20 protein-coding genes are annotated in these 21482 nt (G+C 73.0%); 7 read left to right on the top strand and 13 right to left on the bottom strand.

Translation table 11 applies throughout. The features are described from left to right. Positions 1–20: 20 nt before the first annotated feature. A complete protein-coding gene (locus tag ACFVU9_RS03035) occupies positions 21–1313 on the bottom strand; it encodes an MFS transporter (protein WP_387589279.1) in 1293 nt (430 codons plus the stop codon). A 160-nt stretch (positions 1314–1473) separates the two neighbouring features. Between ACFVU9_RS03035 and ACFVU9_RS03030 the strand changes: the two genes are divergently transcribed. Then, positions 1474–2034 carry a MarR family winged helix-turn-helix transcriptional regulator gene (locus tag ACFVU9_RS03030; protein ID WP_380493505.1) on the top strand — a complete coding sequence of 187 codons (561 nt, stop codon included), beginning with the start codon at positions 1474–1476 and terminating at the stop codon, positions 2032–2034. Between the two features lie 120 nt (positions 2035–2154). On the opposite strand, the gene ACFVU9_RS03025 is transcribed toward ACFVU9_RS03030, so the two are convergent. From ACFVU9_RS03025 to ACFVU9_RS03015, 3 genes are all read right to left on the bottom strand, one after another. Further along, entirely contained in the window at positions 2155–3987 is a 1833-nt protein-coding gene (locus ACFVU9_RS03025) for a glycosyl hydrolase family 18 protein (protein ID WP_387589276.1), read from the bottom strand. Positions 3988–4304: 317 nt separating this feature from the next. After that, complete coding sequence (locus tag ACFVU9_RS03020) at positions 4305–4925, bottom strand: hypothetical protein (protein ID WP_380506476.1); 621 nt, start codon at positions 4923–4925, stop codon at positions 4305–4307. A 159-nt stretch (positions 4926–5084) separates the two neighbouring features. After that, positions 5085–5645, bottom strand: a complete 561-nt coding sequence (locus tag ACFVU9_RS03015) for a DoxX family protein (RefSeq protein ID WP_380439387.1) — start codon at positions 5643–5645, stop codon at positions 5085–5087. 149 nt (positions 5646–5794) lie between these two features. Between ACFVU9_RS03015 and ACFVU9_RS03010 the strand changes: the two genes are divergently transcribed. Beyond that, positions 5795–6424 carry a MarC family protein gene (locus ACFVU9_RS03010; RefSeq protein ID WP_380493499.1) on the top strand — a complete coding sequence of 210 codons (630 nt, stop codon included), beginning with the start codon at positions 5795–5797 and terminating at the stop codon, positions 6422–6424. A 74-nt stretch (positions 6425–6498) separates the two neighbouring features. Here the strand turns inward: ACFVU9_RS03010 and ACFVU9_RS03005 are convergent, their stop codons facing one another. Next, positions 6499–7038, bottom strand: coding sequence for an NADPH-dependent FMN reductase (locus ACFVU9_RS03005; protein WP_387589271.1), 540 nt, complete (start codon positions 7036–7038; stop codon positions 6499–6501). A gap of 106 nt (positions 7039–7144) precedes the next feature. After that, complete coding sequence (locus ACFVU9_RS03000) at positions 7145–7579, bottom strand: Lrp/AsnC family transcriptional regulator (protein WP_380439382.1); 435 nt, start codon at positions 7577–7579, stop codon at positions 7145–7147. Positions 7580–7817: 238 nt separating this feature from the next. On the opposite strand from ACFVU9_RS03000, the gene ACFVU9_RS02995 reads away from it, so the two are divergent. Both ACFVU9_RS02995 and kynU read left to right on the top strand, forming a co-directional pair. Next, positions 7818–8648 (top strand): tryptophan 2,3-dioxygenase, encoded by an 831-nt coding sequence (locus tag ACFVU9_RS02995; RefSeq protein ID WP_380439380.1) that lies wholly within the window; start codon positions 7818–7820, stop codon positions 8646–8648. Positions 8649–8662: 14 nt separating this feature from the next. Further along, positions 8663–9913 carry a kynureninase gene (kynU, locus tag ACFVU9_RS02990; RefSeq protein WP_387589345.1) on the top strand — a complete coding sequence of 417 codons (1251 nt, stop codon included), beginning with the start codon at positions 8663–8665 and terminating at the stop codon, positions 9911–9913. A 229-nt stretch (positions 9914–10142) separates the two neighbouring features. Here the strand turns inward: kynU and ACFVU9_RS02985 are convergent, their stop codons facing one another. Then, a complete protein-coding gene (locus ACFVU9_RS02985) occupies positions 10143–11651 on the bottom strand; it encodes a choice-of-anchor A family protein (RefSeq protein ID WP_387589268.1) in 1509 nt (502 codons plus the stop codon). Positions 11652–11902: 251 nt separating this feature from the next. Here ACFVU9_RS02985 and ACFVU9_RS02980 point away from each other — a divergent pair, with 251 nt between their 5' ends. Together ACFVU9_RS02980 and ACFVU9_RS02975 are read left to right on the top strand one after the other, a co-directional pair. Further along, a complete protein-coding gene (locus ACFVU9_RS02980) occupies positions 11903–12622 on the top strand; it encodes a 4'-phosphopantetheinyl transferase family protein (protein WP_380506488.1) in 720 nt (239 codons plus the stop codon). A 109-nt stretch (positions 12623–12731) separates the two neighbouring features. Further along, positions 12732–13214, top strand: a complete 483-nt coding sequence (locus tag ACFVU9_RS02975) for a DUF2269 family protein (protein ID WP_380439374.1) — start codon at positions 12732–12734, stop codon at positions 13212–13214. A gap of 93 nt (positions 13215–13307) precedes the next feature. On the opposite strand, the gene ACFVU9_RS02970 is transcribed toward ACFVU9_RS02975, so the two are convergent. Continuing rightward, a complete protein-coding gene (locus tag ACFVU9_RS02970; protein WP_387589264.1) occupies positions 13308–14300 on the bottom strand; it encodes an Lrp/AsnC family transcriptional regulator in 993 nt (330 codons plus the stop codon). 109 nt (positions 14301–14409) lie between these two features. On the opposite strand from ACFVU9_RS02970, the gene ACFVU9_RS02965 reads away from it, so the two are divergent. Beyond that, positions 14410–15210, top strand: coding sequence for an inositol monophosphatase family protein (locus ACFVU9_RS02965; RefSeq protein WP_380439370.1), 801 nt, complete (start codon positions 14410–14412; stop codon positions 15208–15210). 71 nt (positions 15211–15281) lie between these two features. On the opposite strand, the gene ACFVU9_RS02960 is transcribed toward ACFVU9_RS02965, so the two are convergent. The 5 genes from ACFVU9_RS02960 to ACFVU9_RS02940 all read right to left on the bottom strand — a co-directional run bounded on the left by ACFVU9_RS02960 (position 15282) and on the right by ACFVU9_RS02940 (position 21318). Continuing rightward, positions 15282–16190 carry an amidohydrolase family protein gene (locus tag ACFVU9_RS02960; protein WP_387589259.1) on the bottom strand — a complete coding sequence of 303 codons (909 nt, stop codon included), beginning with the start codon at positions 16188–16190 and terminating at the stop codon, positions 15282–15284. Then, complete coding sequence (locus tag ACFVU9_RS02955; protein WP_380439366.1) at positions 16187–17821, bottom strand: acyl-CoA dehydrogenase family protein; 1635 nt, start codon at positions 17819–17821, stop codon at positions 16187–16189. Before ACFVU9_RS02955 ends, ACFVU9_RS02960 begins: the two co-directional genes overlap by 4 nt. Further along, positions 17805–18512 carry a TetR/AcrR family transcriptional regulator gene (locus ACFVU9_RS02950; protein WP_387589256.1) on the bottom strand — a complete coding sequence of 236 codons (708 nt, stop codon included), beginning with the start codon at positions 18510–18512 and terminating at the stop codon, positions 17805–17807. The genes ACFVU9_RS02955 and ACFVU9_RS02950 overlap by 17 nt, the downstream gene beginning before the upstream one ends. A 213-nt stretch (positions 18513–18725) precedes the next feature. Beyond that, entirely contained in the window at positions 18726–20249 is a 1524-nt protein-coding gene (locus tag ACFVU9_RS02945) for a S28 family serine protease (protein ID WP_387589253.1), read from the bottom strand. Positions 20250–20388: 139 nt separating this feature from the next. Next, a complete protein-coding gene (locus ACFVU9_RS02940) occupies positions 20389–21318 on the bottom strand; it encodes a trypsin-like peptidase domain-containing protein (RefSeq protein ID WP_387589250.1) in 930 nt (309 codons plus the stop codon). Positions 21319–21482 lie beyond the last annotated feature (164 nt).

The following is a 21482-nucleotide window of genomic DNA, read 5'->3' as shown; positions in this document are numbered from 1 at the left end:
CGGTGTTCGTCGGGGCCCGCTCAGGCGGCCGTCTGGAGCTCCCGGACGGGGATCGCGTGGACGACGGCCGGGGCCGCGTTGTCCTGCTCCGGCGTGAGGTGCGGGCGCAGCCGCAGGGCCAGGGCGACGATCAGCAGGGTGGAGCCCGCCATGGCCGCGAGGTAGAGCGGCCAGGTGCCGGAGCCGACCAGCAGCACGCCGACGGCCGGGCCGACCGCGATCGCGATCTGCTTCACCAGGGCGTAGCCGGCGTTGTAGGTGCCGAGCAGCCGGGCCGGGGCGAGGTCGGCGACGATCGGGCCCATGGTGGGCGCGAGCAGCGACTCGCCGACGCCGAACAGGGCGTAGATCGAGACGATCGCGACCGTGGCGGCCATGGCCTCGGTCCGGATCAGGCCGGCCACGAGGGCCATCGTCCAGGCGCCGAGCCAGACCACGCCGGCCGCGGCCATGGCGGTGGTGCGGCGGCGGCGCGCGGTGATCCGCACCATGAACATCTGCAGGACGACGATGGTCAGCGCGTTGGCGCCGATCGCGAAGCCCAGGGTGGAGGGCGCGGTGCCGACGGTGTCGGTGGCGAAGGCCGCGACGCCGGACTCGAACTGGCCGTAGCAGGTGAAGAAGATCAGCCCGGCGAGGACGCAGAGCCGCAGCATCGCCTTGTCGGCGACCAGGGCGCGCAGGCCGGTCGGGCCTTCGGTCTTGCCGTGGACGGCGGTCAGCTGGACCTTGGGCATCCGGGCGGTGCCGGTGACCAGGGCGAGGCCGAGGAAGGTCGCCGCCTCGATGGTGAACAGCCGGGTGAGGCTGGCCGGGTCGGCCACGTTCACGATCTGCCCGCCGACCAGCGCGCCGATGCCCATGCCCAGGTTGACCAGGGTGAACTGCAGCGCGAAGGCGTGCGCCCGGGTCGCCGCGGTGGAGCAGCGGACGATCATCGTGGCGAGCGCCGGCTGGCAGGTGGTGACGCCCGCGCCGAACAGGAACGAGGAGACCAGCAGGGCGGGGGTGCCGGTGGCGTGCCCGAAGGCGAACGCGCCGGTGGCGGCGAGCGCGGTGCCGGCCAGCAGGACAGGCCGGGGGCCGTACTTGTCGATGCCGCGGCCGGTGAACGGCAGGACGGCGAGCGCCGCGAGCGCGAAGACGGTGAACACCATCCCGGCCGCCAGCGAGCCGAGCCCGCGCACCTGGTCCACGTACACGAACATGTACGGCATCGTGAACCCGCTGCCGAACGCGCTGAGCGCGTTGCCGATCTGGACGCGGCGCAGCGGGCCGCCCGCCCCGCGTCGCTGCTGCCTCTGCTGCTTCACCGTGCCGGTCACCGTGCACACCCCTTCTTGGAGATTCGACTGGATACTCTTAAGTCCAGAAGATTTCAGAGCTAAAGTTTGACGAGATAAAGTCTTAGCACCAGAAGAGTGTGGAGTCAAAGGCTTAAGAGATGCACGCCCCCGTGCGACACTGGTCCGCATGACTACGGACAAGCCCGCTCCGGCCAAGCCCAGGGAGCTCGGCATCGCCGAGCAGGTGGCCGTCTACCAGCGGGAGTTCCCCACGGTGGACCCGCAGGTGGAGACCATCGTGCAGACCCTGAACCGGGTCTCGCGGCGGATGGGGGTGGCCTACGACCGGCAGCTGACTGTGCTGGGGATCACGTCCGCGGAGTGGGAGGTGCTGAAGGCCCTGGTGGTCTCCGGCAGCCCCTACCGGCTGGGACCGGGCGAGCTGGCCAAGCGGCTCGGGCTCACCCCGGCGGCGATGACGCACCGGATCGACCGGATGGTGGCCGAGGACCTCGTCACCCGGGAACGGGACGAGTCCAACCGGGTCCGGGTGATCATCGAGCTGACCGAGAACGGCCGCGACAAGTGGCTGGAGTCGATGCGGATGGCGGCGGTGTTCGAGGAGGAACTGCTCCAGGACATCGCGGGCGAGGAGCGGGCCGTGCTGTCGGCCCTGCTGGCCCGGATGCTGCGGCGCATCGAGGAGAGCCGGCCGGACGCACCCGGGCGCGCCGCGGACCCCGCGTAGCAGCCCCGCACATGGCTCCGGCCCGCCGAGGGAGTGGTCTCCCCCGGCGGGCCGGACGTCTTTCGGTTTCGGTGCGGGGTCCGTCAGGCCCTCAGCCGTTCTCGGGATCGGGCCCGGGCGTCAGCAGGGGCCGTTGTCGGTCCAGACGCCCCACTGGCCGCTCTGGGTCGGGTCCTCGCCCTTGGTCCACCACTTGTTGGTGTAGTAGTGGCCCTTCCAGGAGACCTTGGTGCCGCCGGCCGCGTAGGTGGCGTTCGGGTCCCAGCTCGGGGCGGCCGGGCAGGTGACCGGCGTGCCGGTGGGGGTGCCGGTCGGCGTACCGGTCGGGGTGCCCGTGGGGGTCCCGGTCGGCGTGCCGGTGGGGGTGCCGGTCGGGGTCTGGGTCGGGGTCGCGGTGGAGCTCGGGGTGCCGGTCGGCGGGGCCGGGCAGGCCGCGGCCGAGCCGTTGGTGGCGTTCGCCATCGTGTCGAACAGGGAGGTGTTGGTCCCCAGGTCGTACAGCGAGAAGGCGAAGGAGCCGCCGAGGCCGTTGCAGTGGGCGTAGTCGAGCTTGGCCTGGATCGACCGGGCGTCCTCACCGCTCCAGAAGGTGGTGCCGTCGTAGAAGTACGTGGCCTTCGCGGCGTCGTCCCAGAAGGTCTTGGACGGGTTGTCGACGAAGCCCGTGAGCTCCTTGTACATCTGGATGCCGGGGACGTTGCCGGACATCGCGGCGCCGGCGGCGGGGTTGGCGGCGGGCTGGAACAGGCCGTTCTGGCCGTTGTTCGGGACGCCGGTCCAGCCGCGGTAGTAGAACGGCACACCCATGTTGATCTTGTTGGCGGGGAAGCCGCCGGGGATGCCGTAGTCCGGGTCGCCGACCGTCCACGCCTTGACGGCGTTGTCGATCGAGTACTTGCCGTGGCCCGGCTTGGCCGGGGTCATCGGGTCGTTCGGGCCGGAGTAGAGCGGGGCCTGGTGGTTGGTCGGGCCCTGGGCGTCCCAGCCGCCGTGCATGTCGTAGGTCATGACGTCGAGGAACGTGAGGTACTGGCCGATCTTGTCGGTCTCGACGTTCATGATCTTGTCCTGGCCGGCGCCGACCGCCGCCGACAGGGCGTAGGTCTTGTTGTCGGCCTTGCCCTGCGCGTCCAGCTGGTTGCGGAACTCCTGCAGCAGCAGGGTGTAGTTCTGCTTGTCGGCCGGGCTGGAGATGTTGCCGGTGTGACCGCCGCCGCCCGGGTACTCCCAGTCGATGTCGACACCGTCGAAGACGCCGGCCGCCGAGCCCGGGCCGCCGTAGCCGGCCTCGCTCGGGAGGTTGCCCTTGATGAACATGTCGAGGCAGGACGAGACCAGGTGCTTGCGCGAGGCGTCCGTGGCGGCCGCCGACGAGAAGTACTTGGAGTAGGTCCAACCGCCCAGCGAGATCAGGACCTTGAGCTTCGGGTTCTTCGCCTTCAGCTTCTTCAGCTGGTTGAAGTTGCCCGCGATGCCCTGGTTCCAGACGTCGCCGACGCCGTCGACCGAGATGTCGGCGCCGAAGCTCTTCTGGTAGTCGGCGAACGCGTCGCCCGCGCCGTCACCCGCGTTGGGGTTGTTGTCGTTCGTGTCCGCGGCCTTGGTGGCCTCGAAACAGCCCAGGTCGGTCGGGTTGATGTTGGCGAAGTCGTAGATCAGGTAGTCCAGCTTCCCGGCCACGCCGGTGTCCTGGATCGTCTTCGGGTAGTACCCGTTCGCGTAGATCGACCACTGGTCGAAGTAGGCGACCTTGATGCCGCCGCTGGTGGCGGGCGCGCCGGTGGAGTTGGTGGTCGCGGCATTGGCCGCGCCGCCGCCGGTGAGGGCGAGGCCCGCGCCGAGCAGCAGGGAGGCGGTGGTGCCGGCCGCGATCGCGGCCAGGCTCTTCGGGCGCCGACGGCGGACGCCTTCCTGAGCCGGGGTCCCGGCCCTTTCAATGCGTGAGCGCAGCATGGGTGCGTGACTCCTGGGTGTGGGGGTTCTGTCCGCCCCGGGGACGCCGTCCGGGGTGGGGCCGGACGACCGGGGCATGACAGATCAAGGAAGGGAATCGAGCGGGAAAGGGAATCGAGCGGGATCAGGCCGTAACGGACACCGGGATGTGCCGAACCGGCGCCGGCGGCCGTACGGCCGCTGACGCCGGTTCAGGGGCTCCCTGCACCTGGGCAATAAAAATGGACTAGACCAACTCGCCCGTCAAGAGGGGCCGTCGGGCCTTGACCCGCGCTTAAGGTTCGCCTCCCCCACGGGCACCCCCGGCGACCTGCGCGTCAGTAGCGGACGGCGTTCGCCACCACGGCCTTGATCGTCCCGGACAGGTCCCGGTTGCTCTTCGCGGTGGCCTGGGCGCCCTGCCCGGCGGCCACGTCGTCCAGGGTCACCGCCGTCGCGTCCTGCACCTGGCCGGATCCGTCCGTGAAGTCGACCTGGATCACGTACCGGTAGGACTGCTGCCCGTGGTTGGTCACCGTCAGCTGCGCCTGCGCCCTGCCGTCCGAACCGGTCGTCACCGCCCCCACTGCGACGTCGGCCTTGGCGTCCAGCCCGCCCTTGATCCCCGCCACGGCGGACGAGGCCGCCGAGAACGCCGCCGAGGCCTGCGCCTGCGCCGACGAGAGCGCCGAACCGGCCCCGCCGGCCGCCGAGGCCAGCGCCGAGGCGGCCGACGCCGCGGCCGAGACGCCCTTCTCGATCTCGCCGGCGGCCGAGGACACCGCACTGCTCGGGCTCTTGCCCGACGAGCACCCCGCCAGCACCGCACCCGCGACCACCACGGTGGCCAACACTCCGGCCACGGCGCGGCGTCGGCGGCGCAGCAGCGGGGCGTCCGGCAGCTGCGCGGTGACCCTGCGGGTGACCCGGGTGGCCCGGGTGAGCGGCTGGCGGTCCATGGGCGGTCCCGTCCCTTCTGGTGTCCTCCGGCGCCCGGGCCGCCCGGCACGCCTCCCGGCCCACCCTCCGAGGCCCCGGGCGGAGCCGCCAGCGGGGCGGTGCCTCCGGGTGAGCCGGGCGGGCGGCGACGTCAGGGTGGCGATGTCAGGGTGGCGACGTCAGGACAGGCCCGAGCCCTCCTGCTCGTCCGCCTCCACCGCCGCCCGTTCCTCGCGCAGCCGCACGACGTGCCGGCGCCGGGCCACCACGCCGTACGCGGACGCGGCGCTCGCGACGAAGGCCAGCACACCGACCCACGGCCGGTCGAAGGCGTGGCCGGTCACGTGGTCGAGCGAGTACCGGCCCGGGCCGGCCAGGCCCAGCGCCAGCCCGGTCGCGCCGAGGAACGCCGGGTACTCGTAGCCGCCGGAGGTCATGAAGAAGCCGGCCGGGGCGTGCACCGCCACGGCGCCGGCCATCGTGCCGGCCACCACCGCGCCGGCCGCCGGCGTGGCCAGGCCCGCCACCAGCAGTGCGCCGCCGCCCGCCTCGCCGAGGCCGGCCGCGATCGCGCTCTCCCTGGCCGGGTGGAAGCCCATGCCCTCCATCGCCTTGGTGGTGCCCTCCAGGCCGCCGCCACCGAACCAGCCGAACAGCTTCTGGGTGCCGTGCGCGATCAGCACCCCGCCGACCGCGCCGCGCAGGGCCAGCAGGCCCAGGTCCCTACGGTTCAGACACATGTCGCAACCTCGTTCCCGCGGTGGTGGTCCTCCGTCCATGGGACCCGAGACCGCGCACCCGTTCGAGCCGGGACCGCCATCCGGGCGAATCAGCCGCCGACCGGGAACGGACCGCAGCCCCCGGCGGACCCCGCGGTCATGCTGAGCGGATGTTCGTCTTCAACCTGTCCAGCGCCTTCATCACCTTCTTCGCCGTCGTCGGACCGCCGAAGGTGCTGCTGTCCTTCGCCCGGCTGGCCCCCACCCGGACCACCCGGGAACTGCGGCGGCTCGCCGCCTGGAGCACGGTCGTCTCGGCCGTGATCGGCCTGGTGCTGGGCTTCAGCGCGGACGAGGTCACGACGCTGTTCCACATCAGCGACCAGTCCCTGCAGCTCGCCGGCGGGACGATCTTCTTCATCTACGCCGTCGCGCTGGTCTTCGGGGTGCACCTCGGCGAGGGCGAGGACGACGAGCACCTGCCGAACCCGATGCTGGACGGCTTCCGCGAGCTCCTGCTGCCGTACATCGCCAGCCCGCTCGCCGTCAGCGCCGTCCTGGTCGCCTCGCTCACCAAGGACGACTGGGGCTGGCGGACCACCGTCGCCGGGGCCTACGTGGCCGTCGTGGTGATCAACTACGTCGCCGTGGCGCTGCTCGCCCCGCTGATGCGGCGCACCCACCGCACCTCGCTGGAGGTGCTGTCCCGGCTGCTCGGACTGCTGCTGGCGGCGGTGGGCGTCGAGCTGTTCCTGAACGGCCTGGCCGGGCTCGGCGTGCACATCGCCGAGGGGCACTGAGGGGCACTGGGGGGCCCTTGAAGGGCGCCGGGCCCGGCGGCGCTGAAGGGCGCCGGGCCCGGCCGGCCGCGCCGTCAGGCCGCGGCGAGGCGGGTCAGCACCTCGCCGATCCGCTCCCGCGCCAGCGGGTCGGCGATCAGGCCGTCCGCACCGACCGCCCCGCGGTCCAGCGGGATCCGGACACAGGCCTCGTCCACGACGGCCGCGCCGGTGTAGCCCAGGACGGCGCGCAGGGTGGCCTCGGCGCCCTCGCCGCGGCCGGGGGCGGCGCAGTTGATCCAGGCCGCCGGCTTGTCGGAGATCTCGACCCCGCCGACCGTCCAGTCCAGCAGGTTCTTGAACGAACCGGGCAGCGTGCCCGCGTACTCCGGCGTGCAGATCAGCAGCGCGTCGGCGGCCTCGACCGCGGCGCGCAGCGCGGCCACCGCCTCCGGCAGCGGATCGGTGTCGTGGTCGGGGTTGAAGTGCGGGAGGTCGGCCAGCCCCTCGAAGTAGGTGGCGCGCAGGCCCGGGGCCCCGGCGGCGAGGGCCTCGGCCGTCCGCAGCACCGTCTCGTTGGAGGATCCGGCGCGGAGGCTCCCGGTCAGAAGCAGGATGTGACGCTCGTTCGGCATGCCGAGGAACCTACTCCCCGGTCCCGGGACCGGGGAGGGGTTTTCCCCACGGCCACGGGAGTCACGGGAGCCATGGGCGTCACGGGAGTCACGGGAGTCACGGGAGTCACGGCACGACGACCGTGCGCCACGGCACCGGGCTGGAGAGGATCATCGAGCTCGACGGCTGGCCGTAGCCGCCGAGCCGGTCGCACAGCCGCTCGAACTCGGCCATCGTGGGCGCCGCGACCAGCAGCACGCAGCAGGCCCCGCCGGTGACCCGGTGCAGCTGGAGCACCTCGGGCCAGTTCGCCACCTCCGGGTCCCGCAGCACGCAGCGCGGGCCGTAGCACTGGATCTGGACCAGCGCCGTGATCGGCAGCCCGGCGCGGGGAAGGTCCACGTGGGCGTGGTAGCCGGTGATCACACCGTCCGCCTCCAGCCGGCGGACCCGTTCGGCCACCGCGGGTGCGGACAGGCTCACCCGGCGGGAGAGTTCGTTGTACGAGAGCCTGGCGTCGGCCTGGAGCTCGGCCAGCAGGCGGCGGTCGACGGCGTCCATGGCGGCTCCCGGAGTGCTGTGCACGTGGCGTGCGAGTGGCTGGAATCGGCGGTCTTGCCGATCGTAAAGGGAATCGGCACAACGCCTCGCGAACAACAGCCCGAGGGCCCGTTGCGGTACCCGGAGGCCATTCAATCCGGGGCCGACACCGCCGCACAATGGGGCCCCCGGTGGAACCAGGCCGTCCGTCTGGTCACCGGGCCCGGGCCGTGGTGCCCGGCCGTCAGGAGGGATCGGGATGGGGCACGACACGGTGGAGACGCCCAGCCTGTCATTCGTCGGGGGCGAGGAACCGGGTCGGGGGACCCCGTACGCCCGCTACGCGCGCCTGGACGAGCTGCACGGCCTGCAGCACCCGCTCAGCAAGGCGCCGGCCGAGATGTCGTTCATCGTCACCACGCAGGTGATGGAGCTGCTGTTCGACCTGCTGCGGCACGAGTGGACGCTCGCCCAGCAGGCACTGCGCGAGGACGACCTGCCGGCGGCGCTCGCCGCCCTGCGGCGCGGCACGCACGTCCAGGACGTGCTGACCGAGTCCTGGGACCTGCTCGCCACCATGACACCGCAGGAGTTCAACTCCTTCCGCGCGCTGTTCGGCGAGGCCTCGGGCTTCCAGTCCTCGGCCTTCCTGCACCTGGAGTTCCTGCTCGGCAACAAGAACGCCGCGCTGCTGAACATGTACGCGGACGCGCCGCGCACCCGCGACGAGCTGGCCGAGGCGCTGCGTGCCCCCAGCCTGTACGACGACGCGCTGGCCGTGCTCGCCCGCCGCGGACTGACCGTCCCGCACCTGCCGTCCGAGCAGCGCCACCACGCCTCCCCCGAGGTCGAGGCGGCCTGGCGCCGGGTGTACGCCGAGCCGGAGTTCGCCGGCCTCCAGCCGCTCGCCGAGGCGCTGCTGGACGTCGCCGAGCGGGTCACCCGGTGGCGCCAGCGCCACCTGAACGCGGTCCGCCGCACGATGGGCGCCAAGCCCGGCTCGGGCGGCTCCAGCGGGCTGACCTGGCTGCGCAAGTCGGCCGACCAGGACGTGTTCCCGGAGCTGTGGTCCATCCGGGACGAGATGTGAGCGAGAGGCAGGACATGGGCACGGGCAAGATCACGGGTGCGCTCACGCGCGAGGAGTGCGCGGCGCTGGACGCCGTCGACCCGCTGGCGGCGTTCCGCAAGGAGTTCGCACTGCCGGACGGGGTGATCTACCTGGACGGGAACTCGCTGGGCGCACTGCCGGTGCGCACGCCCGAGCGGGTGCGCCAGGTGGTCGAGGAGGAGTGGGGCCGCGACCTCATCCGCAGCTGGAACGACGCCGGCTGGTTCGAGCAGCCGTACGCGCTCGGCCGCCGGATCGCACCGCTGGTCGGGGCCGGCGCGGACGAGGTCGCGGTCTGCGACACCACCTCCGTGAACCTGTTCAAGGTGCTCTCGGCGGCGCTGCGGCTGCGCCCGGGGCGCGGCACGGTGCTCGGCGACGCCGAGGCGTTCCCGACCGACCTCTACATCGCCGAGGGCGTGACCGGCCTGGTCGAGGGCGCGCGCAGCGTGCTGATCCGCCCGGAGGAGCTGGACGCGCACCTGGACGGGGACGTCGCCGCCGTCGTCCTGTCCCACGTGGACTACCGCACCGGGGAGCTGCTCGACATGCCCGGGATCACCGCGCGCGTGCAGGCCGCGGGCGCGCTGATGATCTGGGACGTGTGCCACTCGGTGGGCGCACTGCCGGTCGAACTCGGCGCCTCGGGCGCGGACTTCGCGATCGGTTGCACCTACAAGTACCTGAACGGCGGCCCGGGCGCGCCGGCCTTCCTGTACGTCGCCGAGCGGCACCTGGCGGCCGGTCCGGTGCAGCCGCTGAGCGGTTGGTTCGGCCACGCGCGGCCGTTCGCGTTCGAGCCCGGGTACGACCCCAAGGAGGGCATCGGGCGCTTCCTGTGCAGCTCGCCGTCACTGCTCGGCCAGGCCGCGCTGGGCGCCAGCCTGGACGTGTGGGAGCGCGCCGACCTGGCCGCCGTGCGGGCGAAGAGCCTCGCGCTGACCGACCTGTTCATCGCGCTGGTCGAGGGCCTGGACGGGATCGAGGTGGCGACCCCGCGCGAGCACGCCCGGCGCGGCAGCCAGGTCGCGCTGCGGTTCGCCGACGGCTACCCGGTAGTGCAGGCGCTGATCGCGCGCGGCGTGATCGGGGATTTCCGCGCGCCGGACCTGATGCGCTTCGGGTTCACCCCGCTCTACCTGTCCCACGTCGACGTCTGGGACGCGGCACAGCATCTGGCGGAGGTGCTGGAGAGCGGCGAGTGGCGGCAGGAACGGTTCTCCCGCCGGGGCGAGGTGACCTGACCGGGCCCGGGCTTCCCGGCCGGGGGATCCGGCCGGGAACGGGCGCTCCCTGCCCGCGTCGTGGGGCAGCGACGAAGGCCATGGACCGGTTCCTCGCGGGACGCTGACCGCACGACCGGTGGCCGGCCCCTCGCGTTCCGGCCTCGTCATACGCTCGCCGACGGCCGCCGGCACGGCTCGGGCCGCCCGGTCGGGAGTGACCGGGCGGCCCGTCGTGCCGTGGGGGTGGTCAGCTGTGGCGGCCGCGGCGGCGGGCGACCATCACGGCGAGGCCGCCGAGGGCGAGTGCGCCGACGCCCGCGGCGCCGAGGACGAACGGGGCGTTGCCCGCGCCCGTCGACGGCAGCTCACCGCCACCGTGGTGGTGACCGCTGGACTCGTGCCCGGTCGGGTGCCAGCTGGTCGGCACGGGGCCCGCGGTGGACGAACTCGCCGAGGGCGAGGTGGTGGTGGCCGACGGCGACGTGGTGCTCGCGGTCGGGGACGGCGACGGGGAGTTCGTCGGGGACGGGGAGTTGGTCGGCGAAGGCGAGTTGGTCGGCGAAGGGGAGTTCGTCGGGGACGGGGAGCTGGTCGGCGAAGGGGAGTTCGTCGGGGACGGGGAGTTCGTCGGAGACGGCGAGTTCGTCGGAGACGGGGACGGCGAGTTGGACGACGGCGACGGGCTCGGCGAGGTCTTGCACTCCGGCAGGTCCCCGTCGAACGGGTAGCTGTGGATCTCGTAGCCGCCGGTGCCGGTGTGGATCAGGTTGCCCGCGAGGTACACCCGGCCGTTCATGCCCGCCTGGGCGATGGTCGTCGTCCCGCCCGGGTTGCCCGCCAGGACAGAGCCCTGGAACTGGGCGCTGCCGAGGATCTGCGCCGTGGTCGCGGTCGGGAAGTTGTACATCAGCTTCGAGCGCATGTCGGTGGTCTGGTCCCCGGCCAGGCCGGTGCCCGTGTAGGTGTTGATGACCGGGCTGTCGCCGAGCATGTTCACCACGACGGTGGCCCCGGCCGGGATGTTGTTGAACACCAGGCCGATCTGCCCGCCGGTCGGCGAGGCGAGGTTCCGGGTGACGTTGAAGACCTGCTTCGTGCTGGTGCCGTCACCGGTGAAGGTGGCCTGACTGGAGGAGACGTCGACGGTGCCCGTGGCGGTGGCCCGCCCGACGCAGTCCGAGACCTCCTCGATCTGGGTGAGCACCGTCTGGTACGGCGCTGCCGCGTTCGGGTCCTGGATCGACTCGCCGATCGGGTCGATGCTGACGGTTCCGGTGACGCTGCCCGCGTGGCGCAGGTTGCCGAAAGCCGGGCCGTGGGAGTCGCTGCCGCCGATCAGGATCGAGTTGCCGCTCTTCACGTCGACGTTGCCGCCGGTGGTGACGAAGTCGCTGCCGTTGGGCGGCACGACGCGTGAGCCGACGCCCACGACGCCCATGTTGTAGACGCCGCCCCCGTTCTTGTCGAGGGTCAGGACCCCGAGCGTGACGATCTTGCCCTCGGCCTCGGCGGCACGGCCGTTGACGGTGTAGTCGCCGCCGGTGAAGACGTTGATCGTGGCGTCCCGGCCGGTGAAGTCGCCGTTGTTCGGCGGCGGCCAGGTGGACGGGCAGTCGGGCCCGGTGCAGGCGCCGAGCGGCGGCGCCAGCGGCGCGGCGGAAACGACCGACAGCACGGCGGCCATCGGCACCGCGGCGAAGGCCGTGGCGACGGCGATCCGCACGGCCCGGCGGCCGGGAACCTGCGGTCTCTTCACGGCGGTCGTTCTGTGATCCGGCGTACCGGTGCCCTGACCCATCGACGCGTTCCTCCACACAAGGAAAGAGGCAGGTCGCTCAACCTGCCATCTTCGGGTGATTACCTGGCGATCCCACGTATTCGCGACATGACGTCACAAATCGGACTATTCATACCCTGTGGATCCTCGGATCCGATCCCGGTGTCCATCGAACGGCCGAGCGGATCGACCGGCCCCCGGGGCGCGGGCCCATGGCCTAGGTTGGGGACATGACCACCGAGGACCACGACCGGCGCCAGGACCGGCCCGCCCCGCTCGTCGCCGTCGCCTCCGCCGAGGCCGTCCTGCGCCGCCCCGAGGTGGGCGAGCACCTGCTCACGGACCTCGAACGGCAACGCGCGGCACGCTTCCGGACGGAGACCGGGCGGGTCGACTTCACCGCCGGCCACCTCCTGGTCCGGCTCTGCGCCGCCCGGCTCCTCGGCGTCCCGGCCGACGGCCTCGCACTCGCCCAGCAGTGCCCCGACTGCGGCCGGGCCGACCACGGCAAGCCGTTCCTCCCGGACCACCCGGACGTGCACGTGAGCCTCTCGCACACCCGGGGCGTGGTCGCCGCGGCCGCAGGCTTCGAGCCCGTCGGCGTCGACGTCGAGCTCGCCGCGCGCGGGCGCTCGCTGGGCGAGGTCGCGCAGCGGGTGCTCGCGCCGGCCGAGCTCGCCCTGGTGCAGGCGGCCCCGGAGCCGGACCGGGCCTTCCTGCGGCTGTGGGTGCGCAAGGAGTCGCTGATCAAGATCGGGCGGACCAGCATGGACACGCTGGCCGCGGTCGACCTCTCCGACCTGCCACTGGCCGTCCCGGCGGACGGACCGCTGCGCAGCCGCCACCAGGACCTGCACTTCGTCGACTGGACGGACCCGGCGCACGGCGCCGCGGTGGCGGCGGTCAGCACCGCCGAGCCGCAGGTCGTGGAGCTGACGGCCGGGGCCTGACCCGCGCGGCGGGCGCCGGGGTAAGCGGTGTTAGCGTGCCTGGTCGGGCGCCGGACCGCGGCCGCCCCGCCGAATCGCTGCCCACCGCCGGATTAAGGGTGTCCCCGCCATGGCCAAGTTCCTGCTGAGCCTGCACGTCCTCGCGTCGGTCCTGTTCATAGGCCCGGTCGCGGTGGCCGTCAGCATGTTCCCGCGCCGTGCGAAGGCGGCGCTGGCGGGCGGGCCCGACCAGGCCTCCGACGCCGGCGTGCTGCGGATCCTGCACCGGATCACCCAGGTCTACGCGCTGCTGGGGGTGGCCGTGCCGGTGCTGGGCATCGGGCTGGCCCAGGTGATGGACGTGCTCGGGCAGTCCTGGCTGATCGTCTCGATGGTCCTGACCGCGGTCGCCGCGCTCTCGCTGCTGCTCTTCGTGCTGCCCGGCCAGCAGGCCGCCGTCGACGCGCTCGCCCAGGAGACCGGGGACGAGCAGCGCGACAAGGCCGTGAAGGGCCTCAAGATGCTGCCGATGACGGCCGGCGTCTTCAACCTGCTGTGGGCGGTCGTCGTGGTGCTGATGGTCATCCGTCCGGGGTCGAGCACCGGCGTCTGAGGCCGGTAGGCGCTTGGGCGTTGGGGCGCCAGGGCGCTTGGGTGCTTGGGCACTTGGGACGCCGGGACGCTGGCGAGGCCCCGGTGGGCCCGGTCACCGCTGTGGGCCGAGCCTCCGGAGCGGGACGCCCGCCCGCTTCACCGCGCGCGCGACGATCGCCGTCTCGGCGCGCGTCACCCCGAGCGGGCCGAGGGTGTCCGTGACGAACCGGTAGAGCCCCGCGTGGTCCCGGCAGAACACCGCGGCCATCAGGTTCGTCGGCCCGCTGGTCGCGAGCACCCCGTGCACGTGCGGGTGCCGGGCCAGGGCCGCGCCGGTCTCGGCGAGCCGGCCGGGCGGCACGTCCAGCCAGAGGTTGGCGTCCACGGCCAGGCCGAGCAGCCGGGGGTCGACGGTCGCGTGGGTGCGCAGCAGCCCGGACTCGTCGAGGCGGTGCAGGCGGCGGCGGACGGTCGACTCGGGTGCGCCGACGGCCTCGGCGAGGGCGGCGTGCGACTGCCGGGCGTCCTCGGTGAGCCGGGCCAGCAGCGCGTGGTCCAGCTCGTCCGACGGCGGGGGCGTCCGCGGGCGCGGTGCGACGGGCCGGGCGAGCGCCGCGGCCTCGTCCGCGTCCAGGTATCCGGCCTGCCACTGCCCGGCGTCCGCGTAGGCGTGCAGGACGGCGTGGGTGGTGGTCTCGGTGACGGCGGCGGTCGCGGGCAGCTGCCCGTACAGCAGGCGGTCGCGGCCGCCGGCGTCGCTCAGCATGACGGCGCCGATCTCCTGGCCGCCGAGCATCACGTCGACGAACGGGACGTCCGGGCGGTCGGCCAACGCCTTCGCGATGGCGTCCACCGTGCCGCGCAGCACCCGCACGCGCAGCAGCAGCGCGCCGACGGCCGCGTCCTCCACGTCCGGCATCCGCACCACCCGCAGCACGCCGGCCCCGCGCAGCCTGGCCAGGCGGCGGGTGACCGTCCGGGCGGAGACGCCCAGCACCTCGGCGATCCGGCCGGTCTCGGCCCGGCCGTCGACCTGGAGCGCGCAGACCAGCCGGCGGTCGAGGAGGTCGAGGGCCGTGTCCGGATCAGCCGTCGATAGGTCCATGGTGTCCGATCTCCATCATTCCGAGCCCGTTGAGCGTCCTGTTCATCCGGTCCGACGGTACTCCTTGTCCTGTGCGGCCGGACGGTCCGGCCAGGAGTGGGGTACGACGATGGAGCTGTGGGCGCTGGCCGAGGGTGTGGAGGCCGCGGTGCGCGAGGTCGGCGCGAAGCTGGTGGCGCGACGGCCCACCGAGCCGACCCCGGCGCGGACGGCCGAGGAGGCGGTGGCGCGGTTCGCCGAGATCGACGGCCCCGCCGCAGCCGAACTGCGGGAGCGGCTCGGCTCGTTGCGCCCGGACGCCGGTTGGCTGGACGACGAGTTCGACGGCGCGGTGCCGGCCGAGGGCGAGTGGTGGCTGTGCGACGCCACCGACGGCGCGGTGCAGTACCTGCTCGGCCTGCCGTACTGGGCCGTCACCGCGACGCTCGTCCGGGACGGCCGGGCCGTGCTGGCCGTGGTCCACGCGCCCGAGCTGCTCGGTGGACGGACCTACCGCGCCGTGCTCGGCGGCGGCGCCCACCTGGACGGGCGGCCGATCGCGCCGCTGCCCCGCACCCTGGGGTCGGCCGTCGCGGCGACCAGCCAGCCGCCGACCGCCGCCGGCGACCCGGTCGCCCTGCGCCGGGCGGGCGAGTCGCTGACCGCGATGGCCGGCGCCGTCGTCGCGGTGCGCAACCTCGGTCCGACCGCCCTCCAGGTGGCGCAGGTCGGCTCCGGGCACCTCGCGCTGTTCTGGGAGTACGGCGCCGACGCGCCCAACCTGCTGCCCGGCGCACTGATCGCGAGCGAGGCGGGCGCGACGGTGACGGACACCGCCGGGGCGGCCTGGACGGCCGCGTCCGACGGGTTCCTCGCCGCCGCGCCCGGACTGCACGCGGACGTGGTCCGGGTGCTGCGGAACGTCGACTGACCTGCGGGGCGCGGACGTGGTCCGGGTGCTGGGGACGTCGACTGACCTGCTGCACGCGGACGTTCGGCGGCCTACGCGGACGGGCCGCCGAGACCGAACAGACCCGCCGCGTTGTCGTGGCAGACGGCCCGCAGCCACTCCTCCCCCAGGCCCAGCCCGGCCAGCGAATCCAGCTGGTGGACGTACCGGTACGGGATGTTCGGGAAGTCGCTGCCGAGCAGGACGCGCTCCTGCAGCCCGCGCAGGCGCGGGAGTTCGTCACGCGGGAACGGGACGTCGGCCTCGGCGAAGTCGGTGAACGCGATCGTGGTGTCCAGCCGGACGGCCGGGTGGCGCTCGGCGAGGTCGAGGAAGTCCCGGTACTCGGGCATGCCGAGGTGGGCGACCACCAGCACCAGCCCGGGGTGGCGGGCCACCACCTCGCCGATCGGCCCCGGACCGGTGAACTTGCCCGGCACCGGCCCGGATCCGCAGTGCGTCACCACCGGGGTGCCGCTCTCCGCCAGCAGCCCCCACACGTCGTCCAGCCGCGCGTCCGCCGGGTCGTAGCCGCCGACCTGGAGGTGTGCCTTGAACACCCGGGCGCCCTCGTCGATCGCGCGCGCCACGTCCTCCGCCGCCCCGGGCTCGGGGAAGAACGTCGCGGTGTGCAGGCAGTCCGGCGTGCGGGCGGCGAAGTCCGCGGCCCACGCGTTCAGCCAGGCGGCCATGCCCGGCTTGTGCGGGTAGAGCATGGAGGTGAACGCGCGGACGCCGAACTCCCGCAGCCGCTCGACGCGCCGCTCCTCGGCCTCCCGGTAGGTGATCGGCCAGGGGCGGTTCACCAGCGGGCCGGCCGCGTCGAAGTACGCCCACACCTTGTCGAGGACGTTCTGCGGCATGAAGTGGGTGTGGACATCGATCAGGCCGGGCAGGCCGAGGTCCCGCCAGAACGCCCGGACGGCCGCCGCCTCGGCGCCTTCCGCGGTGTGGTCGTTCACGCGGGCACCGGGCGGGCGCGGTCAATGATCTCCGTGACGTCGACGCCGGGCGGCAGGGTGCCGAACGCACCGCCGTGGTCGCCGCCGAGGCGGGTCGCGCAGAACGCGTCGGCCACCGCCGGGCTGCCGTACCGGACGAGCAGCGAGCCCTGGAAGGCCAGCGCCATCGCCTCGACCAGGCGGCGGGTGCGGTACTCCAGGTCCGTCGGGTCGGAGAGCTGCTTGCGCAGTTCGGCGACCGCCGCGTCCAGGCGGCGGTCCGCGCCGGCCGCCGAGTCGAGCTCGCCGAGGAACGCCTCGACGCTCTCCGGGCGCCTGGCCATGGCCCGCAGCGCGTCCAGGGCGGCGACGTTGCCCGAGCCCTCCCAGATCGAGACCAGCGGCGCCTCCCGGTAGAGCCGCGGCATGCCGGACTCCTCCACGTAGCCGTTGCCGCCCAGGCACTCCAGCGCCTCGGCCGCGTGCGCCGGACCGCGCTTGCAGACCCAGTACTTGGCGACGGCCAGCCCCAACCGCCGTACCAGCGCCTCGTTCTCGTCCCCGGCCAGGGCGAGGTCGGTGGCGTGGGCCAGCCGCATGGCGACGGCCGTGGCGGCCTCGGACTCCACCACCAGGTCGGCGAGCACGTTGCGCATCAGCGGCTGGTCCACCAGCGCCTTGCCGAACGCCCGCCGGTGGACGGCGTGGTGGACGGCCCGGGTCGCGCCGTAGCGCATGCCGGAGGCGCCGCCGACGGTGCAGTCGAGGCGGGTCATGTTGACCATCTCGATGATGGTCGGCACGCCCCGGCCCTCCTCGCCGACCAGCCAGCCCACCGCGCCGTCGTACTCCAGCTCGGCGGAGGCGTTGGACTTGTTGCCCAGCTTGTCCTTGAGCCGCATCAGGTGGAGGCGGTTGCGGCCGCCGTCCGGGAGCACGCGCGGCAGCACGAAGCAGCTGAGCCCGCCCGGCGCCTGGGCGAGCGTCAGGAAGAGGTCGGACATCGGCGCCGAAGTGAACCACTTGTGGCCGGTCAGGCGGTACGTGCCGTCCGCGTGCGGGGTGGCCGTGGTGGTGTTGGTGCGGACGTCCGAGCCGCCCTGCTTCTCGGTCATCGACATGCCGGCGATCAGCCCGCGCTTGGAGCGCGGCTCGCGCAGCCCGAAGTCGTACTCCGTGGCGGCCAGCAGCGGTTCCAGCTCGGCCGCCAGGGAAGGGTTCGCCCGCAGGGCCGGGACGGCGGCGTAGGTCATCGAGACCGGGCAGGTGTGGCCCGCCTCGACCTGGCCCCACACGAAGAACTTCGCGGCGCGGGCGGAGTGGGCGCCGGGCCGGCCGTCCCGCCAGGGCGCGGCGTGCAGGCCGTGGGAGACGGCGGTGCGCATCAGCTCGTGCCAGGCCGGGTGGAACTCGACCTCGTCGATCCGGTGGCCGAAGCGGTCGTGGGTGCGCAGCACCGGCGGGTTCTCGTTGGCCAGCCGGCCCCACTCGGCGGCCTGCTCGGAGCCGGCCAGTCGGCCGAGCTCGCGCAGCTCGGGCTCGGCCCAGCCGGCGCCGGCCCGGTCCAGGGCGGCGAGCAGGGTCGGATCGGCGGCGGTGTCGTGTCCGTACGGCAGGGGCACCTGGTTGGTGACCTCATGCGTCGCTGTCATCGCGTCCTCCCAGGGCACGCAGGGTGAAGGAGACCAGGGCGGGGACCACCTCGGCGGTGGTCCGTTCGGGTCCGGCTCCGGCGGGGGTGGTGCGGGGCGGCTCGGGCTCGGCGGGGGCCGACTCGGGCTCGGGCTCCATGCGGGCCAGATCGGGCTCGGGCTCGGCGGCCAGGGGGCCGGCCAGGGCCTCGCCGACCGCGCCGACCAGGGCGGCGGCGGTCAGCACCGGGTCCTGGGCGGGCAGCCGCCCGGCGGCCACGGCGGCGGCGATCTCGGCCGCGATCACGTCGCGGAACGCCCGCCGGAACACCAGGCGTTCGGCGTCCACGACCGCGTCGGCCGGCTCGACCAGCAGCGCGTACGCCAGCCGTGGCGCGCGCAGGGCACGGGCGGCGAACGTCTCCACGACCGCGGCGATCCGCTGTTCGGGCGTCTCCCGGCGGGCGACGGCCGCGTTCACCGCAGCGATCTCGCGCGTGACCACCCGGCGGAACAACTGCACCGACAACTCGGCCTTGTTGGTGAAGTGCTGGTACACGCTGCCGGTGGCGATCCCGGCGCGGTCCGCGACCGCGGCCATCGTGCAGCCGCCGTACCCGCGCTCGGCGAGCAGGCCGACGGCCGCCTGCAGCACGGCCTCGCGCTGGGCGTCCAGACGGGCTTGGACGGCGGGGGTGCGTCGGTAGGCCATGGAAGCATTGAAGCACCGATTCACTGCTTCGGGGAGGGGTTCGGCGGGGGCGGCTTCCGGCCGGACGCGAGAGCCGGAGCGAGAGCCGGACGCGAGAGCCGGACGCGAGAGCCGGACGCGAAAGCCGGAGCGAGAACCGGACGCGAAAGGCCGCCCCCTCGAATTCACCGAGCGGAGGCGGCCTTCCTGCGTGCGTGGTACCCGGCTACGACACTAGAGCGGGTGGCGCTCCAGCTTCTGGCCCTCCTCGTCGAGCGGGCCGAACGGCGGGATCCGGTACTGCGACGACGGTGCCTGCGACTGCGACTTCGCGAGCGAGCGCGCGTCGTCCTGGCCACCGGCCAGGCCGGCCCACTCCAGCACCTTGGCGGTCGCCGCGGCCGACTCCTCGGCCGGCAGCTTGCCGATGTTGGAGCCGTGGTTGCCGCCCGGGACGGTGTAGACGTAGCAGTCGTCGCTGCCCCGGCCGAGCTCGAACGGCTTGGCGCCCCACGGGTCGTTGCCGCCGTAGACGAAGATGATCCGCTCGGCCTCGCGCTTCACCCAGCGGTCGATGTCGGGCATCGCCTTCGGGTTGAAGGTGGTCGGGATCTCCTTGGGCACGTACGCGCGGGGCGCGTACAGCTCCTTGTAGTCGTAGTGCAGGAGGTCCTTCAGGTACGAGACGTCGAAGTAGGGCGCGCCGAGTTCGGTCGCGGCCTGGTAGTAGTACGCGGTGTACTTGGCGAGGCCCTGGTCGCTGGAGCTGGTCACGCCCTCCTGCGCGTCGAACCACTTGTACAGCTCGTCGTCGGTCGCGGTGGCCGCCACCGGGACCTTCGCGCAGTCGGACTGCAGGCTGTACTGCCAGAAGCCCCAGACCACGTCGAGCACGCTGCCCTCGTAGGCCCGGTCCACCGAACCGACGACGGCGAAGGTCGAGCCGGCCGCCTTGTTGTCGGCCGTGAAGCGCGTCTCCAGCCGGTCCCGGCGCACCAGCAGCTCGCGCTGCACCGCGTCGAGCGCGGCCCGGCACTCGGGGGTGCCGACGTTCCGGAAGAACTCGGAGTACGGCGCGTCGTCGTTCACGTCGGTGTTGTTCGGCGCGACGTACGCGATCGTGCCCGCCACGTCGTCCGGGTAGAACCGGCGGTAGTAGGTGGAGGACATTCCGCCCTTGCTGGCGCCGGTGGAGAGCCACTCCTGCTGGTAGATCTCCTTGAGCGCGGTCACGATCCGGTGCGAGTCGGCGGCCGCCTGGCGGATCCCGGCCTTGGTCCAGTCCGCCGGCTCCGGGCGCGACGGGGTGAAGTACCGGTACTCGATGGAGACCTGGTTGCCGTCGACCAGCCGGGTCGGCTCGGTGCGCGAGGGCGTGGTGCCCAGCGTGTAGCCGTTGGTGTAGAAGACGGTCGGGCGGTCGTAGCCGCGGTGCAGCACGCTGATGCGCTGCTGGAATGTGCCCAGCCAGGGACGGAAGTGGTCGATCGGCTGGGTGTAGGTGAGGAGGAAGTACCGGTGGTCCGCGTCGGTCGGCTTCTCCTCGGTGATGGTCATCCCCGGGATCGCCGCGAGGCGGGCCTTGATGTCCGCGGTCGGGTCGGCGGCCACGTCGCGCTGCGCGTGGGCGGCGGTCGCGGCCGTGCCCTGCGCGAACGCCGGGGCCTGCGCGAACGCCGGGGCCGCCAGGCCGCCGCCGGCGCTCAGCAGCGGTATCAGCAGGGCGGAAACCAGCAGTCTTCTGAACCTGGTGCTCATCAACTCTCCATCTGGTCAACGGATATGACAGCTGCCTCATCGGCACTACTCTGCGGTGCGGTTGGTGCGGCGGCCGCCCGGTGGACGGCCGAATGGGCCACCCGCCGGGTGGCGGGCGGCCCATCGCGGAAGGTGCTGGTCAGGGGCGGGGAAGGGCACAGCCGGGCAGGGTGAGGTCGAGGACGTTCCCGGCGCCGAAGCAGGGCGGGATGATGTACGTCTCCTGGGCGTAGCCGATGCCCTGGTGGACCGTCACCGCGCCGCCCTGGTCGACCTCGCACGGGTTGTTCAGCGTGCAGGACTGGCCGTTCTCGTTGATCGTGTTGTTGACGGCGACCAGCAACCCGCTGTTCGCGTCGACCACCGGCGAGCCGGAGGTGCCGCCGATCACGTTGCAGCCGGACGTGTAGCGGACCGAGTCCTTGAACGTCCAGTCCGCCTCCCGCAGTTGGTAGGCGAAACCGTCGACCGAGCAGGAGTAGATCCGCTTCCAGTAACCGGAGACCACCCGGATGTCGGCCCCCTGGGCGGGGTGGTCGGCGGAGACGGTCAGCGGGGCGATCCCGTACTGCGCCTGGATCGTGTCGTAGCTGGAGTCGAGCTGGTAGATCGACACGTCGGTGTCGGTCATGGCGCCGTAGACCACCTTGACCGCGTTCAGCGTGCCGAGGTCGGCGCCGGAACCGTCGAGCAGGGTGAACGTCCGGCTGGACGGCTGGTCGGTGACCACCTGACCGGGACCGGGCATACCGGACTCCAGGCAGTGGCCGTTGGACAGGACGAGTGCGGGGTCACTGCCTGCCGAGCCGGGCATCCGGACCAACGACCCGGAACAGTTGTCGAGCGCCACCGTGCCGGTGAAGTCGACGGCGGCATCCGCCGGGGCGGGGGCGGCGATGGCGCCCTTGGCGCCCGTCGCGACATTCGCAAGGGGGGCGGCGTTCGCCAGGGGGGCGTTCACAAGGGGGGCGTTCGCAAGGGGGGCGGCCTGCGCCGGGGCCAGTCCGGCCAGCGTGGTGGCTCCGGCGACCAGGACCGTCGCGAGCATGCCTATGAGCGGCTTCCTCATGAGAGACCTCTCGGTGTGGGGGTCCACCAAAGCTGTCGCGGACATGACTAGATGTCAAGAGGTCCGCCGCCACCGAGAGGTCAACGGAGAGGTCAACGGAGAGGCCACTCGCAAGGGCCGGGGCACACCCCGGCCGCGGTCATCGACTCCGGCCGACCGGTGCG

Origin of the sequence: Kitasatospora sp. NPDC057936 (genome assembly GCF_042887525.1) — a bacterium.
GTDB lineage: Bacteria > Actinomycetota > Actinomycetes > Streptomycetales > Streptomycetaceae > Kitasatospora.
The sequence above is the reverse complement of the archived record's forward strand: the minus strand, read 5'-3'. Positions and strand labels throughout refer to the sequence as shown.